This is a genomic window from Alistipes finegoldii DSM 17242 (assembly GCF_000265365.1).
Classification (GTDB): domain Bacteria; phylum Bacteroidota; class Bacteroidia; order Bacteroidales; family Rikenellaceae; genus Alistipes; species Alistipes finegoldii.
In genome coordinates, this window is sequence record NC_018011.1 from 1,450,548 (window position 1) to 1,467,783 (window position 17,236).

13 protein-coding genes are annotated in these 17,236 nt (G+C 60.0%); 10 read left to right on the top strand and 3 right to left on the bottom strand.

The window, feature by feature from the left end:
* Positions 1 to 71: 71 nt before the first annotated feature.
* On the bottom strand, positions 72 to 1,118 hold the full coding sequence (locus ALFI_RS06435) for an endonuclease/exonuclease/phosphatase family protein (protein WP_014775219.1): 1,047 nt from the start codon (positions 1,116 to 1,118) through the stop codon (positions 72 to 74).
* Positions 1,119 to 1,214: 96 nt separating this feature from the next.
* On the opposite strand from ALFI_RS06435, the gene ALFI_RS06440 reads away from it, so the two are divergent.
* Positions 1,215 to 2,174, top strand: a complete 960-nt coding sequence (locus ALFI_RS06440) for a UDP-glucuronic acid decarboxylase family protein (RefSeq protein WP_009596861.1) — start codon at positions 1,215 to 1,217, stop codon at positions 2,172 to 2,174.
* Between the two features lie 217 nt (positions 2,175 to 2,391).
* On the opposite strand, the gene ALFI_RS06445 is transcribed toward ALFI_RS06440, so the two are convergent.
* Together ALFI_RS06445 and ALFI_RS06450 are read right to left on the bottom strand one after the other, a co-directional pair.
* Entirely contained in the window at positions 2,392 to 3,300 is a 909-nt protein-coding gene (locus ALFI_RS06445; RefSeq protein ID WP_014775220.1) for an alpha/beta hydrolase, read from the bottom strand.
* Positions 3,301 to 3,336: 36 nt separating this feature from the next.
* Complete coding sequence (locus ALFI_RS06450; protein ID WP_014775221.1) at positions 3,337 to 4,734, bottom strand: Gfo/Idh/MocA family protein; 1,398 nt, start codon at positions 4,732 to 4,734, stop codon at positions 3,337 to 3,339.
* A 95-nt stretch (positions 4,735 to 4,829) separates the two neighbouring features.
* Here ALFI_RS06450 and lnt point away from each other — a divergent pair, with 95 nt between their 5' ends.
* From lnt to ALFI_RS06490, 9 genes are all read left to right on the top strand, one after another.
* Positions 4,830 to 6,416, top strand: a complete 1,587-nt coding sequence (lnt, locus tag ALFI_RS06455; protein WP_014775222.1) for an apolipoprotein N-acyltransferase — start codon at positions 4,830 to 4,832, stop codon at positions 6,414 to 6,416.
* Between the two features lie 15 nt (positions 6,417 to 6,431).
* Positions 6,432 to 7,721 (top strand): bifunctional folylpolyglutamate synthase/dihydrofolate synthase, encoded by a 1,290-nt coding sequence (locus ALFI_RS06460; protein WP_009596799.1) that lies wholly within the window; start codon positions 6,432 to 6,434, stop codon positions 7,719 to 7,721.
* A gap of 248 nt (positions 7,722 to 7,969) precedes the next feature.
* Positions 7,970 to 8,575 carry a sigma-70 family RNA polymerase sigma factor gene (locus ALFI_RS06465; RefSeq protein ID WP_014775223.1) on the top strand — a complete coding sequence of 202 codons (606 nt, stop codon included), beginning with the start codon at positions 7,970 to 7,972 and terminating at the stop codon, positions 8,573 to 8,575.
* A gap of 92 nt (positions 8,576 to 8,667) precedes the next feature.
* Positions 8,668 to 9,612 (top strand): FecR family protein, encoded by a 945-nt coding sequence (locus ALFI_RS06470; RefSeq protein ID WP_014775224.1) that lies wholly within the window; start codon positions 8,668 to 8,670, stop codon positions 9,610 to 9,612.
* 168 nt (positions 9,613 to 9,780) lie between these two features.
* Positions 9,781 to 10,956, top strand: a complete 1,176-nt coding sequence (locus ALFI_RS17395; RefSeq protein ID WP_244265019.1) for a SusC/RagA family TonB-linked outer membrane protein — start codon at positions 9,781 to 9,783, stop codon at positions 10,954 to 10,956.
* Positions 10,957 to 11,011: 55 nt separating this feature from the next.
* Positions 11,012 to 13,078 (top strand): SusC/RagA family TonB-linked outer membrane protein, encoded by a 2,067-nt coding sequence (locus tag ALFI_RS06475; protein ID WP_244265020.1) that lies wholly within the window; start codon positions 11,012 to 11,014, stop codon positions 13,076 to 13,078.
* Between the two features lie 30 nt (positions 13,079 to 13,108).
* A complete protein-coding gene (locus tag ALFI_RS06480; protein ID WP_014775225.1) occupies positions 13,109 to 14,695 on the top strand; it encodes a SusD/RagB family nutrient-binding outer membrane lipoprotein in 1,587 nt (528 codons plus the stop codon).
* A 53-nt stretch (positions 14,696 to 14,748) separates the two neighbouring features.
* Positions 14,749 to 15,879, top strand: coding sequence for a glycoside hydrolase family 18 (locus ALFI_RS06485; protein ID WP_014775226.1), 1,131 nt, complete (start codon positions 14,749 to 14,751; stop codon positions 15,877 to 15,879).
* Positions 15,880 to 15,897: 18 nt separating this feature from the next.
* Positions 15,898 to 17,211, top strand: a complete 1,314-nt coding sequence (locus tag ALFI_RS06490) for a BT_3987 domain-containing protein (RefSeq protein WP_014775227.1) — start codon at positions 15,898 to 15,900, stop codon at positions 17,209 to 17,211.
* The last annotated feature ends 25 nt before the right edge of the window (positions 17,212 to 17,236 follow it).

Sequence of the window (17,236 nt, forward strand, 5' to 3'; positions counted from 1 at the left end):
CGCACAAACGCCCGCCACTCCGCGCCGATACAGACCGATGCAGAGACGGGGAAAGCCGCGAAAGCCGAAATCTATTTGAACCGGAGTTCTGCGATCACGACCTTATGGTCGCTGACCACTTCGGAGGGCATGTAATAGCGAACGCACTCGAAGGTGTCGTCATAGAAGACATAGTCGATACGCAGCAATCCGCCCAGATAGCGGAAAGTGCCGCCGTACCCGTTTCCGCACCGGCGGAAACCGTCGGTCAGAGCACCCTTCATCTCGCGGTAGGTATACGACGAGGGCGTATCGTTGAAGTCGCCCGCCAGAATTACCGGATAGGGCGACGCATCCGTCTCGGCGCGGATTTCACGCACCTGCGCGGCACGAATCCGGCTGTTGCGGTCCACGGCGCCGAGCATCGAATCGACCGGGGCTTCCCGGTTGTAGTCCTTCTGGAAGCGGCGGCGCAGCTGGGCGATGCCCGAAGTCTGGAGGTGCACCGAAAAAATGCGCAGCGTGTCTCCCTCCACGAGCAGGTCGGCGCGCAGGTAGTCGTTGCTGGTATCGGGAAACCGGACGTATTTGCAGTCGAGGATCGGATAGCGGCTGGCGACGGCTCCGTTGCCCTCGGAAACGAAATAGGGCATCCGGCGCGAAAAGAGTGCGCCGATGCTGTCGGCCGGGAACTCGCCGTCGTCGAGAAACTCCTGCAAACATAACACATCGACCTGCTCGTGGCGCATCATCTCAGCCACGGCGGCCGCGGTGATGGACTTAGGGCCCAGCTGGCGGAATCCGTTGACGTTGAGCGTGGCGATACGGATGTCGTGCGACCCGGCGGGCGCGTTGAAGTCGGGCAGCTGGATCATGGACGAGACGTAGCCCATATTCAGAAGCAAAGCCGCCAGCGGCATCAGCGCGACGATCCACCTGCGGCGGATCAGCCACCAGACCAATGCGGCCAGATTGGCCAGCAGGACGACCGGCAGCAGCAAGGCGATCGTAGCCCAGAACCCGCCCTGTTCCGGCGAAACGAACGACGCGCGCCAGCTCAGCACAGCGGCGGCAAGCAGCAGTCCGGTAAAGACGACAGCCAGAAAATAGAGCAGACAAAAGACGGCTTTTCGACCCATTTTGTGTTATCTTGTAACGATTTGTGCGTGCAAATATAACTTATTCAAAATAAAAATCGTACATTTACACGCCTTAATCAAAACTATTTCGTGCCAATGAAGCGAATACTCATCTCCGGTGGTGCCGGATTCATCGGTTCCCACCTGTGTGAACGCCTGCTTAAAGAGGGCAACGACGTCATCTGCATCGACAACTACTTCACGGGACACAAGAGCAACATCCGCCATTTGCTGAAACACCCCAACTTCGAAGTCATCCGCCACGACATCGTCTACCCCTATATGGCCGAAGTCGAGGAGATTTACAACCTCGCCTGCCCGGCATCGCCGATCTACTACCAGCACGACCCGATCAAGACGACGCAGACCTCGGTCATAGGCGCCATGAACATGCTCGCCATCGCCAACCGCAACCACGCAAAAATCCTGCAGGCTTCGACCTCCGAAGTATACGGCGACCCGCTGATCCATCCCCAGCCGGAGGATTACTGGGGACACGTAAACCCGCTGGGACTGCGCTCGTGCTACGACGAAGGCAAACGCTGCGCCGAGTCGCTCTTCATGAGCTACTACCGCGAACACGGCGTTCCGGTGAAAATCGTCCGCATATTCAACACCTACGGCCCGAAAATGGACATCAACGACGGCCGCGTGGTTTCGAATTTCATCGTGCAGGCGCTGCGCGGCGAGCAGATCACCATCTACGGCAACGGCGAGCAGACCCGCAGTTTCCAATATATCGACGACCTGATCGAGGGAATGCTGCGCATGATGACCGCAACGCCCGACGACTTCACGGGGCCGGTCAATATCGGCAACCCGAACGAATTCACGATCTCCGAGCTGGCGCACATCGTCCTCGAACTCACCGGCTCCAAATCGAAAATCATCCGCATGCCCCTGCCGTCGGACGACCCGCAGCAGCGCAAACCCGACATCACCCTCGCCCACAAGATGCTCGGCGACTGGGAACCGACGATCCAGCTGCGCGACGGACTGCTGAAGACGATCGCCTACTTCGAAGAGGTCTTGTCGCGGGGAGGAGTCCGGCGCTGACGACCGTCCGCCGTTTCCGCCCCACCGCCTCAGCCGTTCCGCCGGCAGCGCCTCTCCCGCCGGCATTCCGATCCAGCCGATCCCTCGATCCAGCCGATCTCACTCCCGCCGATCCAGCCGCGCCAGCTGATTCCAGCTGGTTCCGCCGATCCTCCAGTCCCGCCGACTCTCCGTTCAGGCCGTTTCCGCCGGTCCTTCCTCCTCTCCCGGCGAACCGCTATTCCCTCAGATAATCGCGGAGCACCGCTCCTGCCAGCCGCACCAGCGTCCGCGTCGGATGCAGTCCGGCAAATCCGTTGAGCATGCCCCAATCGTGTATCACGCCGTTGAAGCGCACGGTCGTAACCTCGACGCCCGCCTCGTCCAGCCAACGTCCCATCTTCTCGCCCTCGTCGCGCAGGATATCGTTCTCGGCGACGGCGATCAGCGTAGGCGGCAGCCCCCGCAGGCGTTCGGCCGAAGCCCGCACGGGCGACATCAGGTCGCTGCCGCGCTGCGCCGGGTCCGAGACATACTGTTCGAACATCCACTTCATCAAAGGTGCGGTCAGAAACCGCTGACGCCCGTACTCCACATAGGAATCCCAGTCATATCCGGCGTCGGTCACCGGCCACATCAGCACCAGCGTGCGGATCTGCGGTCCGCCGTGATCCTTGGCCAGAAGAGCCGCCGCCAGCGACATGTTGCCGCCAACGCTGTTGCCGGCCAGAGCCAGCCGGCTGCCGTCCACACCTATCTCACGGCCGTTTTCGGCCACCCATTTCACGGCAATGTAAATCTCCTCGACGGCCTGCGGAAACCGCGCTTCGGGCGAAGGCGTATAGTTGACGAAAACCGCCGCGCAACCCGACTCCGCGACCAGATCGCGCACCAGCCTGCGGTGGGTCGGATAATCGCCCAGCACCCAGCCGCCGCCGTGGACGAAGACGAAAACCGGCAGCCGTTCCCGGCCGGTTCCCGCCGGCCGCACAAGATTCAGGTGCAGGGTGCGCCCCTCGCTCTCGATGGTCCGTTCGGACTCTTCGACGCCCGACAGATCGACCGGAACGGCCGCCTGCAGATCGGCCAGCACGCGGCGCGCGTCGGGCACGGGCAGCGACTCGACGGCGGGTCCGCCGCCGTTCAACACGTCCAGATAGGTCTTGGTTCCCTGCGACAGCCGTTACTGCGCCATGGCGTGGCGGTAGCCGTCGATTTTGGCCCAGTCGCCGCGGGTGAAATCCGGAACGGCGACGGGCGCGTTGTTATGTTCGAGCGAAGCCGCCGTCAGCGCGCCGATGCAGGACCATTCGGCCGCGTCGTAAACGTCCTGATCGAGCGGAAGACCGTGCTGCAGGCAGTAAACCAGCCGGTAATCCATGATGAAGTCCATGCCACCGTGGCCGCCCACCTGACGGGCCTTGTCCTCGATGTCGCGGACGATCGGGTGCTTGTAACGCTCCATAAGCGTCTTCCGGGCCTCGGCGGGAATGAACGAGTGTCCGCTCAGGTTCTCGTGGTCGGGGACCTCGCCCGCCAGCTGTTCGGGACGGAACGCATAGCCCTGAACCGGATATTTGTTGGCGAACCCTTCGGTGCCGGTAAGCTGATACATGCGGCTGTAGGGACGGGGCGTATAGACGTTGTGTTCCAAAAGGATCGTGCGGCCCTTCTCGGTCTTGATGAGCGTCAGCGTCTGATCGCCGTTGGCGAAGGTTTCGGCGCCCATCTTCTCCTTGGCGGTTTTGAGTCCGTTGATCGACTCGGTGTCCATCGACACCAGACGGGTCATCCTGTCGCCGCGGTGGATGTCCAGCAGCTGGCAGGCCGGACCGAGTCCGTGCGTAGCGTAAACGTCGCCGCGGTGCGACTGGTTGAAGTCGAGACGCCAGTTGCCCTGATAATGCTCCCAGAACGGATCGAGGTCGTGGATGTACGAACCTTCGGTGTGGATGATCTCGCCGAACAGCCCGTGCTGGGCCATGTTGAGCGTCGTCAGCTCGAAAAAGTCGTAAACGCAGTTTTCGAGCATCATGCAGTGACGCTGGGTCTTTTCGGCGGTATCGACCAGCTGCCAGCACTCTTCGAGCGACATGGCGGCGGGAACCTCCACGGCCACGTGCTTGCCGTGCTCCATGGCGTAAACCGCCATCGGCACATGCAGCTGCCACGGGGTGCAGATATAGACGAGGTCGATGTCGTCGCGCCGGCAAAGCTCTTTCCAGCCCTCCTCACCGCTGTAGGCCGCGGCTGCGGGGAGATTCCGGCCGGCGAGGATCTCCTGCGACTTTTCGACCCGGTCGGGATAGAGGTCGCAGAGCGCCTTGATCTCGACGCCGTCGAGGTAGGTGAAACGCTCCACGGCGCCCGGACCGCGCATGCCCAGCCCGATGAATCCGACCCGCACGACGGGCATCGGATCGGTCGTCAGCCGCAGCACCGAATGCTGGCCCTCGGCACGGGCCGGGGCATCGAAAACAATCACACCGTCCACGACGCTGTAACCCTTCGGCGAAGACTCGCAGGCCGCAAGGAAGAGCGCAGCGGCGACCGCACAAAACAAAAAGGCAAATTTCTTCATTTATTCCGTAGTTTTTAGATGTTCGTGCAAAAATATGGAATATTTTGAAATATGCGGTCATTTGACTACTTTTGCCCACGTAAAAATCACACACCATGTTTCGTAAACTGACGGCGGCAATCCTATCGGTCATTCTGCTCTCTCCGGGATGGCTCGGCGCAACGGGTCTCACGCTGCCGTTCGCACTCGTTCCGCTGCTATGGATCAGCTCGTCGTACGACGCTTCGCGCCGTTCGTGGCGGCGCATGTTCGGCTGGGCCGCGCTGACCTTCGCGCTGTGGAACGTCGCGACGGTGTGGTGGCTATGGAACGCAACTCCCGTGGGTCCCGTCGCGGCGACGCTGGCTTCGACATTCTTCAACATGATCGCCTTCATGTTGTTTCACACGGTTTCGAAAAAAGGCCCCAAGGCCTTGGGCTACACGCTGCTCGTCGCAGGCTGGATCGCCACGGAATACTGGTACACGGTCGGCGAGTTTTCGTGGCCGTGGCTGATTCTGGGCAACGGATTCTCGCACGAGACATGGCTCGTGCAGTGGTACGAATATACGGGCGTCTTCGGCGGTTCGCTGTGGGTGCTGCTCTGCAATATCCTCTTCTTCGAGGCGATCCGCGCACGGCGCAATGCGGCCCGCTGGGCCGCGGCGGCCGGCATGCTGCTCGTCCCGGCCGCCGTATCGCTGGGCATCTGGTGGAGCTGGCAGCAACCCGCCGAAGGGACGGCCGAGGTGAGCGTCGTCCAGCCCAACGTGGACTGTTACGACAAATTCAACGGCCGCGCGGAGTGGCAGGAGCGCAACATCGTCGACCTGCTGACGGAAGTCCCCGCCGGAGCGCAGTTCATCCTGCTCCCCGAAACGGCCGTGCCGAGACATTACTGGGAACCGGGACTCACCGAGACCCGGTTCGACAACGAGCCGGGACCGTTCTGGCAGGAGCTGGCCGACACGCTCCGCAGCAGCCATCCGCAGGCGCTGCTCGTCACCGGCGCCTTCACCAACCGCTATTACGCGGCGGGACTGCAGCCCCGCACGGCCGTGGGCAACCCTTACGGCGACGGCTACTACGACGACTTCAACACGGCCGTGGGACTCGACTCCGCAGGCCGCACGCAGCTGCACCACAAAGGCAAGCTGGTGATCGGCGTGGAAAACACCCCGACGGTCATCTTCGACCTCATGCAGTTTCTGGTCATCGACTTGGGCGGCGTCGTAGGGCAGATCGGCATGGGCCAGCACGGTACGGCCTTCGCGCACGCCGGCATGCGCATGGGCCCGGCCATCTGCTACGAAGGACTTTACGGCGACTTCTACGGCGACTTCGTGCGCCGGGGAGCGCAGTTCATGGCCATCATCTCGAACGACGGCTGGTGGGGCGACACGCCGGGTTACAAGCACCTGTTCACCATCTCGCGGCTGCGGGCCATCGAACACCGCCGCGCCATCGCCCGCTCGGCCAATACGGGCATGTCGGGCTTCATATCGGCCCGCGGCGACATCGGGGAGACCCTCGGCTGGGAAAAGCGGGGCGTGATCTCCGCCGCCGTGCCCCTCAACTCCGAACTCACCTTCTACACCCGATACGGCGACTATCTGGGCCGCATTGCCGAGTACCTGACACTGCTCTGCGTGCTTTACTACATCGCCTACCGGGTCAAAAGGGAAAATTACCTCGTAAAATAAAACCCGAAACCCGATATGAATTACACCCAGACCCTCGAATTCCTCTTCTCGTCGCTGCCGGTCTTCGAAGCCAAAGGCGCGACGGCCTACAAGCCGGGATTGGAGCGTATCACCGCGTTCTGCCGCCACATAGGCAATCCCCAGCGTAACTTTTTCACGATCCACGTGGCGGGAACCAACGGCAAAGGTTCCGTGTCGCATATCATCGCATCGGTGCTCCAGCAGGCGGGCTACCGCACGGGGCTTTTCACCTCGCCCCACCTGCAGGATTTCCGCGAACGCATCCGGGTGGACGGAGAGATGATTCCCAAACAGAAAGTGGTGAACTTCGTGGACAAGCACCACGGCAAGATGGTCGAGCTGGAGCTGTCGTTCTTCGAGATGACCGCCGCGCTGGCTTTCGACTACTTCGCGCAGAGCGACGTCGAGGTGGCCGTGATCGAAACGGGACTCGGAGGACGTCTCGACGCCACGAACATCATCGTGCCGCTGGTGAGCGTCATCACCAACGTGGGGCTGGACCACACGGCGCTGCTGGGCGACACGCTGCCGAAAATCGCCGCCGAGAAGGCCGGCATCATCAAAAAGAGCATTCCGGTAGTCATCGGCGAGAGCGATCCCCGCTACAACGAGGTCATCGAGCAGACCGCCGCCGCCAACAAGTCGAAGGTCATCTACGCCGAGCAGGAGTTCTCGTGCGAGCCCTGCCCCTGCGGAACCGACCGCCAACACTTCTGCATGCACCGCACCCGCGACAACCGCAACTTCGAGGTCGATCTCGATCTGGGGGGCAACTACCAGCGCCGCAACATGGTCACGGCAGCCGCAACGGTCGATTTCCTGCACGAGGAGACGCCGCTGACCATCTCCCGCCGCGCCTTCCTCGAAGGTGCGCGCGACACGGCAGCCAACACCTCGCTCATGGGCCGCTGGCAGAAGCTGGGCGAACAGCCGCTTACGGTCTGCGACACAGGCCACAACCCCCACGGCATCGCCTACGTCGCCCGGCAGCTCAAAGCCACGCCCCACAAACAACTCTACTGCGTGATCGGCTTCGTCCGCGACAAGGACCTCGCCCATATCCTCCCCCTGCTGCCGCACGACGCCCACTATATCTTCACGCAGGCGAAGACCGAACGGGCCTTCTCTGCCGCCGAGCTTACCGCCAAAGCCGCGATCTACGGGCTGCACGGCGAGACCGTCACCGAAGTTCCCGCCGCAGTCGCCCGCGCCAAGGAGCTGGCCGGCGCCGACGACATGATCTTCATCGGCGGCAGCACCTATGTGGTCGCCGAAGCCTTGTAAAACCGTCTGACAGATCGCGACGCATCCGCAGACAACTTATATTATAATCCGGACCGGGAAAAGATACGCCCTATCTTTCCGGTCCGTTTTTTTCGATTTCCGCGCGGCGGGACAAAAATCTTTCCGGCCGGAAAAACAGATTTCGCGGCCCCGCAACAACGATTTGAGGCAGAGCGTTTTCGATTTGGGGGATTTTGATTTTGCAAATAATACTAAAAGTCTTAATTTTGGCATATTAATTACCCCCGATGCACCAGAAACCGACCAAAACCTGCATTACCTCCGCGGAGTTCGGGAGATTGTATTCCGACTACAATCCCCGGTTTACCGAGGTCGCCTACCGTTACGTGCGCGACCGGGGAATTGCGGAGGATCTGGTGTCGGACAGTTTCATGGCGTTCTGGGAGGAGCGGGACCGGCTGCCGGAAGATGTGAACGCCCCGGCTTACGTGCTGACCATCGTCAAAAATAAGTGCCTGAACCACCTGAAGGTCCGGTTGCTGCACCTGCAGATCGAGAAAAAGCTGCATTCGACCCCAGCAGCGGCTGATCCAGTCCGACATTCAGTCATTGGCGGCCTGCGTTCCCGACACGCTGTTCGTGGAGGAGATGCAGACGATGCTCGACCGCGCCGTCAGCCGGATGCCGGATGCCGGATGCCGGAACTTACGCGGCGCATTTTCGAAGGCAGCCGCTACGAGAACAAAAGCTACAAAGAGCTTGCTCAGGAGCTGAACATCGCCTTCACCCACGTCAATTTCGAGATGCGGCGGGCGCTGAAAATACTTAGGGAAGAATTCAAGGACTATATTTTCGCGCTGATCATACTGCTGGCTGTCAGCAACTTGATTTAATAAAATAAATTATTAAACAAATAAATGCACCGTTTCACTACTAACACGGTGCATTTGTTTGTTATTACTACTAACAGAGAGAAAAAGAGAAGATGGACGATTTATTACTGTACAAGTTTTTGCAGAACGAAGCGTCGGAAGACGAAATCAGGACGGTATTGGACTGGCTCGACGCCGACCCGGCCAACCGGAAATATTTCGACGGGCTGGACAATATGCTCAATGCCGCCCGCGTAAACCGCCCCGCAGGCCGGAAACCCCTGCGTCGTCCGCTCCCGTCGCTGCGCAGTATCGGCGCATGGAGCATGCGCATCGCGGCAGTCCTGTGCTTATGTCTCGGAGTGAGTTATTTCGCAGCTACGAAGATGTTCGACCGCAAGGCTTCCAACAATTCACTGAGCGTGTTCGTACCCAACGGCGAGCGCATCAGCATGACGCTCACCGACGGCACGACCGTATGGCTCAATTCGGGCACGACGCTGGAATATCCGGCGGTTTTTGCACGCGGAGAGCGCCGGGTGAAGGTCACGGGCGAAGCGATGTTCGACGTCAAGAGCGACCCGCAGCATCCGTTCGTCGTCGAGACGTTCGCCTGCGACGTAAGGGTGCTGGGCACCAAATTCAACGTAGAGGCGAACGAAGAGAAGGGGATTTTCAGCGCCGACCTGCTCCGCGGCAAGGTTCAGGTCTGCAACCGGACGGACCGCAGCGACCGGATTACGATGGAGCCGAACCAGACGGTCCATCTGGAAAACGGAAAGTTGCAGCTTCACGCGCAGGAGAACGCCGACAAACTGCTCTGGACGGACGGCATCCTCTGCATAACGGGAATGACGTTCGAGGAGGTCATGGCCAAGTTCGAACGCTGCTACGACATCAACGTGGAAATTCTGCGCGACGACCTGCCCCAGATCGAGTTCCAGCGATGCAAGCTCCGCATCAGCGAAGGGATAGACCACGCCCTCGCGGTGCTGCAGCACGCGGCCGATTTCAGGTACGAACGAGATATTACGACCAATACGCTCTATATCAGATAACGAATGAAGTACGAACCCAACAGCCCGATGCCTATGAGAAAGTAACCGAGAACCCTTTTCTTCCGTATCAAGTCCTGATAAAAAAAGAAAACCTATGAATGTTGGCGCATCCATAGGTACATTCTTCAGGCGTAAAACCTACTTAAACCCTAGAATTTATACAAAAGTATGAACAAAAAATTGATTCTGCAAATCAGGAGTTTATATTCGCTGCTATTTGCTGTATCTCTATCTTTGTCATCCGTCGCGGCTTTTGCCCAGCCGGCACCGCCCCGGATCACGATCACGATGGCGGACGTTCCGATGGAACGGGTGATTGACGCCATCGAAAAACAATCCAGTTATCTCTTCGCCATCGACACGAACGTGAACATTTCCCAGAAGGTCAGCGTCTCCTGCACGGATGCCTCCGTCGAGACCGCACTGACGCAGATGGTCAAAGGAACCGACGTGGCTTACCGCATCGACGCCTCGAACGTCGTGCTCTCGGCGGTCCGCAAAGAGGTGAGCGCACAACCCCGATTCGTTTCCGGCAAGGTTCTCGACGCACAGGGAAACCCCGTTGTCGGAGCGGCCGTCATCGTCAAAGGGACGACCGTCGGCATGAGCACCGGAGCCGACGGAGACTACTCGCTGCAGATATCCCCCTCGGCCGGGAACGCCGTGCTGGTCGTCAATTATCTGGGCTTCCGCCCCGTAGAGGTCACCGTGGGGAATCGCACGCAGATCGATTTCACGCTGCACGAAGAGTCGCAGGCCGTAGACGCCGTGGTCGTAACGGCCCTCGGCATCAAGCGCTCGGAAAAGGCGCTCAGCTACAACGCCCAGCAGGTGAGTTCGGAGGATATCAGCATCGTGAAGGACGTCAATCTGATGAATTCGCTGAACGGTAAAATCGCAGGCGCGGTCATCAATTCGTCGGCGTCGGGCATCGGCGGCGCCACCCGCGTAGTGCTTCGCGGTCTGAAATCCATCAGCAGCAGCAACAACGCCCTCTACGTGGTGGACGGCATTCCCCTCTTCAACAATAACAACGGCGAGATAAAGAGCGAGTTCGAGTCGCAGCCCCGCGGCGAGGGTCTCACGGACCTCAACCCGGACGACATCGAATCCATGACCGTGCTCACCGGCCCCTCGGCGGCGGCGCTTTACGGATCGAGCGCGGCGAACGGCGTGATCGTGATCACCACCAAGAAGGGAAAGACCGGCCGGCCCCAGATTTCGTTCTCCAACCAGACGACCTTCTCCTCGCCGCTCAAAATGCCTGAGTTCCAAACCAAATACGGCAACCAGCCGAGAACCTACTCCAGCTGGGGGGGTACTGGCGACCCCTTCGTCCTATAACCCGCAAGATTTCTTCAACACGGCGGCCAACACGCAGACCAACGCCAGCATCTCCGTGGGTAACGAGAAGAATCAGACCTACGCTTCGCTGATGCACGTCTATGCCAACGGTATCCTGCCCAACAACTCATACGACAAATACTCCGTCACGGTCCGCAACACGACCTCGTTCCTGCAGGATCGGATGACGCTGGACGCAGGCTTCAGCTACGTGGAGACCGAAGACCAGAACATGCTCTCGGCAGGACGCTATTTCAACCCGCTGACCTCGCTCTACACCTACCCGCGCGGCGAAAGCGTCGAGGATCTGATGATGTTCGAGATCTATGATTCGAACAAAAAACGCTACGTGCAGAACTGGGCGTGGGGCCGCGGCGCGCTCGACATGCAGAACCCCTTGTGGATGATGCACCGCAACGTCCAGAACAACAAGCGGCGGCGCTCCATGATGAACGCGAGCCTCACCTACAAGGTGACCGACTGGCTCACCCTCGCCGGCCGCGCCAAAGCCGACCTGAGCGTCGGCGAATCGTCGCGCAAGCTCTACGCATCGACCGACCCGCTGTTCGCCGGCGGCGACAACGGATTCTTCGAATTCACCAAAGAGGAGGACACCCACCGCTACGGTGACTTCATCGCCACCGTAAACAAGCACTGGGAGCAGTTCTCGCTCTTCGCCAATGTCGGCGCCAGCATCTCCGACCAGCTCTCCAGCATCGCCGGAGCGCGCGGTCCGCTCGAACTGCCCAACTTCTTCTCGCTGACCAACACCAACCCCTACGGCGCATCGGGCCAACGGCTTCAGGAACGCAAACGCGAACAGGAGCAGGCCGTATTCGCAAGCGTGGAGGCCGGATGGAGGGGCATGCTCTACCTCACGGCCACGGTCCGCAACGAATGGCATTCCAATCTGGCCTACACGAACAACCTGTCGTACTGCTTCCCCTCGGTCGGCCTTTCGGGCCTGATTCACGAAATGGTGAAGCTCCCCTCGTTCATCGACTATCTCAAGGTGCGGGCTTCGTGGGCCGAAGTGGGCAGCCCCATTCCTTGGGGCATCTCCTACCTGACCTACAAATGGAAGCAGGGTTCGTGGTCCACGAGCGCCACCAGACCAATCCAGAATCTCCGCCCGGAGAACACGACCTCGTGGGAGGTGGGTCTGAACGCCCGGCTGTTCGCCAATTCGCTCTCGCTGGACTTCACCTACTACAAGTCCAACACCAAACACCAGACCTTCCTCGTGCCCCTGTCTGGTTCGGCCGGCTACGAAAACATGTACGCGCAGACGGGCAACGTCGAAAACAAGGGTTTCGAGCTTTCGATCGGATACGACAAGACATGGAGGGACTTCTCGTGGAGCTCCAGCCTCACGCTCAGCCACAACAAGAACAAGGTCGTCGAGCTGATGAACAACTACTACGACCCGCAGACGGACAAATACTACACGCTCAAGGAGTATGAAGTGGCCAGCATGGGCGGCGCCAACTTCATCATGACCGAAGGCGGCACCATGGGCGACCTGTACGCCTACGGAGACCTGCGGCTCGACGAGAACGGCTACATCTACATCAACCCCAACGACCCGAAGCTGATGGTCACAGACGAGCGCATCAAGCTCGGCTCGGTGCTGCCCGACTACAACGCCGGTTTCCGCAACGATTTCTCCTACAAGGGCATCAACCTCTCGCTGCTCTTCTCCGCACGCTTCGGCGGCATCGTGGTATCGCCCACCCAAGGATTCCTCGACGGACTCGGAGTCTCGAAGGCGAGCGCCGATGCGCGCGACGCCGGCGGCGTGCCCATCAACAACGGCAGGATCGACGCGCAGCACTACTACGAGACCGTCGGTCTGGGGCAGCTGCTCTCCCACTACACCTACAGCGCCACGAACGTCCGCCTTCAGGAAATGAGCATCGGATATACCTTCCCGAAGAAATGGATGGGCGACCGGGTCAAGCTGACCGCATCGCTCGTAGGGCGCAACCTCTGGATGATCTACTGCAAGGCCCCGTTCGACCCCGAACTCACGGCCTCCACCGGTTCCTACCTCCAAGGTATCGACTACTTCATGCAGCCAAGCCTGCGAAGCCTCGGTTTCAATGTCCAACTTAAGTTCTAACCAAGCCTTAAGACCGTTATGAGAAAATACATGAACATCATAAACAGACTGTTGTTCGGCGCCGTCGCCTTGGCGGCATTGTCCTGCACGGGCAATTTCGAAACCTACAACCGGAACCCCGACCAGCCGAGCACGATAGACCGCGACGTCTGGGACTACATCAAAAGCATGCAGTACAACGTGATTCCCACCGTCAAGAACCAATATCAGATCGTGGAAAACGTGTCGGGAGGCGCCTACGGCCGCTACTTCGCCTACGCCAAATCGACCGATGCGGGATGGAACACCGGCATGTTCGCCTTTTACCGAATCGCCAACGACTGGGCCAATCCTCCCTACGAGGTACCCATGACCAACATTTACAGCAACTGGCGGGCCATCAAGGCCGAACTCGAAGAGCCGGAAGACGACTACCGCATGGCGCTCGCCCAGATCATCCGCGTGGCAGCCATGCAGCGCGTCACCGACATTCAGGGGCCCATTCCCTACCGCACGATGGAGAACAACGACGACCTGACCGCTCCCTACCAGTCGCAGGAGGCCGTCTACGGCTTCATGCTCGAAGACCTCGACCATGCGGTGAACGTGCTGGAGACCTGCATCACCCTCGCCGGAACGGACGTGGTCGCAGAAGCCGCGTCGGCGGATTACGTCTACAACGGCAACCTCGCCAAATGGATCCGGTTCGCCAATTCGCTCAAGCTCCGTCTGGCCATGCGCATCTCGAACGTGTCGCCCGATGCCGAACGATATGCCGAAGAGGCCGTCGCGCACCCCTACGGCGTGATCGAATCGAACGCGGACAACGCCTCGCTCGACGTCTCCCAGACCAACGACCAGAATCCGCTCCGCTGGCTGGTCGAGGATTACAGCGACGTGCATGCGGCGGCCGAGATCGTCACCTACATGAAGAGCTTCGACGACCCGCGCCTCTCCAAATATTTCAACCCTGCGGTCCGGGACAGCGAGTACCACGGCTCGCGCGTAGGCGCCTACTCCTCCAGCCAGTGGAAGGACTACTATTCGCTTCCGAAAACCAACGCCCTCGACCGGCTCATGTGGATGAACGCCGCCGAAGTGGCCTTCCTGAAGGCCGAAATGGCCGTCAACGGATGGGACGTGACGGGCGACGCCAAGACGCTCTACGAAGAGGGCATCCGCCTTTCGTTCGAGCAGTATCAGGCCGAAAACTACACGTCCTACATCGCCGGCACGGCCGCGCCGACCGCCTATTCCGATCCGCGCAGGGCCAACAACTATACGCCGGGCACGGCCTACAGCGTCACCGTCGCATGGGACGGCGCCCTTTCGGCGGAAAAGCAGCGCGAGAAGATCATCACCCAGAAATGGATCGCCCTCTATCCGCTCGGAACGGAGGCGTGGGCCGAGCAGCGCCGCACGGGATACCCGCGGTTCTACCCCACGCCCACCAGCACCAACGCCTCGAACGAGCCTAACCTGCCGACCGAAGGCGCTTCGCGAATCCCCTTCGCCCCGAACGAACAGACGCGCAACGCCGACAACTACGACGCGGCGGTGGCCCTGCTGGGCGCCGGCGGCGACAAGTTCGGAACCCGGCTGTGGTGGGACGTCAAAACAGACAAACCCGCTTGGTAGAAGGTTTCTGCCGACCGGCAATTTTTCAATGTAACCCGAAAAAAACGACAAGTATGAAAAAGATATTATTGATGTGTCTGTCCCTGCTGCTGTTCGCGTCAGCTCTGGTCTCCTGCGAGGATTGGACGGAGCCCGAAAGCAAGGTGTTCCTCAAGGGCGACGGGCACGACGACGCCTATTACGCCGCCCTGCGCAAATGGAAGGCGGAGACCGATTACGACATGGCATGGGGATGGTTCGGCGGTTGGGGCGCCAACGCCACCAACCTCAAGAACTCGCTCCGGGGCCTTCCCGACAGCCTCTATCTGGCGGCCATCTGGGGCCGGTGGCGTCCCAGCGTCCTGACCGACGCCATGAAGGCCGACATGGAGTATGTCCAGCGGGTAAAAGGCACCAAAGTGGTGTGCACCACCATTACCGGCTGGGTGGGAGTCGACGTGATCGGAGGCGATTACCAGAACAACCCCCAGAAAGAGGAGTATTTCGGCTGGAAGCCCGAATGGGACACTCCGTCGGGCTGGCGGGCCGCCGACGGCACCGACGAACGGGCCGCTCAGGAAGCCTCCATCCGCAAATACGCCCGCATGCTCGCCGACAGCGTTTATACGGGCGGCTACAGCGGCATCGACTTGGACTACGAGCCGAACGTCGGCGGAGCCGGCTGCAAACGCGAGCTATCCAACCGCGACAACTTCTACATCTTCGTGGACGAGCTGGGCAAATACCTCGGACCGAAATCGGGCACGGACAAACTGCTGGTCATCGACGGAGAGATCAACGCCGTCGAAGGCCGCTGCATGCCCTATTTCGACTACTTCATCTGGCAGGCGTACAGCACCTCCTCCGATTCGGGACTCAACACCTACATCAGCACGGTGATCCGGAACGGTTCGGGATACATGGAGCCGGAAGAGCTGATCCGCAAGCTCTACACCACGGTCAACTTCGAACAATATGCCGCCGAGGGCGGCGGCTCCTACACGGGCGGCATCAACCGGCTTCTGGGGCAGGCTCTCTGGAAACCCACATGGGAGGGCAAGACCTACCGCAAGGGCGGATTCGGCTCCTACCACATCGAATACGAATATTATCTGTCCGGCAAATCGGGCTTCTATCCGTGGACCCGGCAGGCCATCAACGCCGTACATCGGTCCGAGAACGAAGAAGAGGTTCCGAACGAATAACCGAATAAAACCACTGCAATGAAAATCAAGGCATTTTATTTATCGGCCGTCGCAGCGATCGTGACGGGACTCGTGTCCTGCGACAACGCCGAACTCAAATACGACGACGTAACGGGCCCCGGCAGACTCTTCCTGAACGAAGCGGTCGGAACAGCCAAATCGGTCTCGTTCGTCATTCCCGACGACGGCAGCGTCTACACGGTCACGCCCCGCATCTCGAAACCGCTGGGCAGGGATCTGAAACTCACCGTATACGTGGACGAGAAGGCCCTCGACGAGTACAACAAACAGAACAACACCTCCTACACACTGCTTCCGAACACCAACTACGAATTCGAAAGCAGCGCGGTGATCCCCGCAGGCAAGGTCGTCTCCAACCCGGTGACAATCACCCTGCATCCGCTCACCACGGAGCAGAACAAGACGGGATTCGTCCATGCGCTGCCCATCGCCGTAAAGGCCGAAGGGGATGCCATGCAGGTGCTCGAAGGCGCCGACGCATTCGTCTTGGCCGCAACGCCGGTTCCCTATTCGAACGTAGTCGAGATCACGGGCAACAGCTATCTGCAAACACGCTTCGCCGAAGATTACAAACTCTCGTCGTGGACCTTCGAAACGCTGTTCAACCCCAGTCAGATCTACACCGGCAACACGACGACATGGCTCGCGTCGGCCATCGGATACTACGAGCAGGGCGGCACGAAGATCATTCAGGACGGCTTCATGCTCCGTCTGGGCGACAGCGGCGGCGGCACGAAGAACAGCCTGATCAACGGCATGGTCAGCCGCTCCGGCAAACAGATCTCCTCCATCCCGCTCCAGTCGAACATCTGGCACCATATCGCCATCGTGTGCGACGAAGGTGACATCACGCTCTACGTGAACGGCAACGTCGGCTACACGGCCAAATCGGGCTATGCCGCGACGCAGTTCTACGCCCTGAACGGCATCCGCTTCGGTAACGAATCCGCTTCCGGCAACCTCGGAAGCCTGCGTTACCGTTACTGTCAGGTCCGGTTCTGGTCCGTAGCGCGCAGCGTCGAGGAGCTGAACAACAACCGCTATGCGGTTCCGGCCGACACGCCGGGTCTGCTGGGCTACTGGAAACTCAACGAGTACACCGAAGGCAAGGCGATGGTTCCGGGCTCCACGGTAAAATGCATCGAAGAGGACACTCCGATGACGGAAACGGAGACCTACCTCTTCAAAGACGCCACGGGCAAACAGCCCGACGCCCTCATCCACCGGGCGTCCGCAAACACCCCCTACATCTTCACCCCGGACAAACGCATCGAGGTGGGATATACATGGGACGGCGTTCTCGCCCAATAACCGTCCGAACGAAACGAGCCTCCCC

Coding starts and splice junctions, on each gene's coding strand:
- ALFI_RS17395 (WP_244265019.1), top strand. CDS start 9,781: ATGAACAAAAAATTGATTCTGCAAATCAGGAGTTTATATTCGCTGCTA.
- ALFI_RS06440 (WP_009596861.1), top strand. CDS start 1,215: ATGAAGCGAATACTCATCTCCGGTGGTGCCGGATTCATCGGTTCCCAC.
- ALFI_RS06450 (WP_014775221.1), bottom strand. CDS start 4,734: ATGAAGAAATTTGCCTTTTTGTTTTGTGCGGTCGCCGCTGCGCTCTTC.
- ALFI_RS06435 (WP_014775219.1), bottom strand. CDS start 1,118: ATGGGTCGAAAAGCCGTCTTTTGTCTGCTCTATTTTCTGGCTGTCGTC.
- ALFI_RS06480 (WP_014775225.1), top strand. CDS start 13,109: ATGAACATCATAAACAGACTGTTGTTCGGCGCCGTCGCCTTGGCGGCA.
- ALFI_RS06460 (WP_009596799.1), top strand. CDS start 6,432: ATGAATTACACCCAGACCCTCGAATTCCTCTTCTCGTCGCTGCCGGTC.
- lnt (WP_014775222.1), top strand. CDS start 4,830: ATGTTTCGTAAACTGACGGCGGCAATCCTATCGGTCATTCTGCTCTCT.
- ALFI_RS06490 (WP_014775227.1), top strand. CDS start 15,898: ATGAAAATCAAGGCATTTTATTTATCGGCCGTCGCAGCGATCGTGACG.
- ALFI_RS06470 (WP_014775224.1), top strand. CDS start 8,668: ATGGACGATTTATTACTGTACAAGTTTTTGCAGAACGAAGCGTCGGAA.
- ALFI_RS06485 (WP_014775226.1), top strand. CDS start 14,749: ATGAAAAAGATATTATTGATGTGTCTGTCCCTGCTGCTGTTCGCGTCA.
- ALFI_RS06465 (WP_014775223.1), top strand. CDS start 7,970: ATGCACCAGAAACCGACCAAAACCTGCATTACCTCCGCGGAGTTCGGG.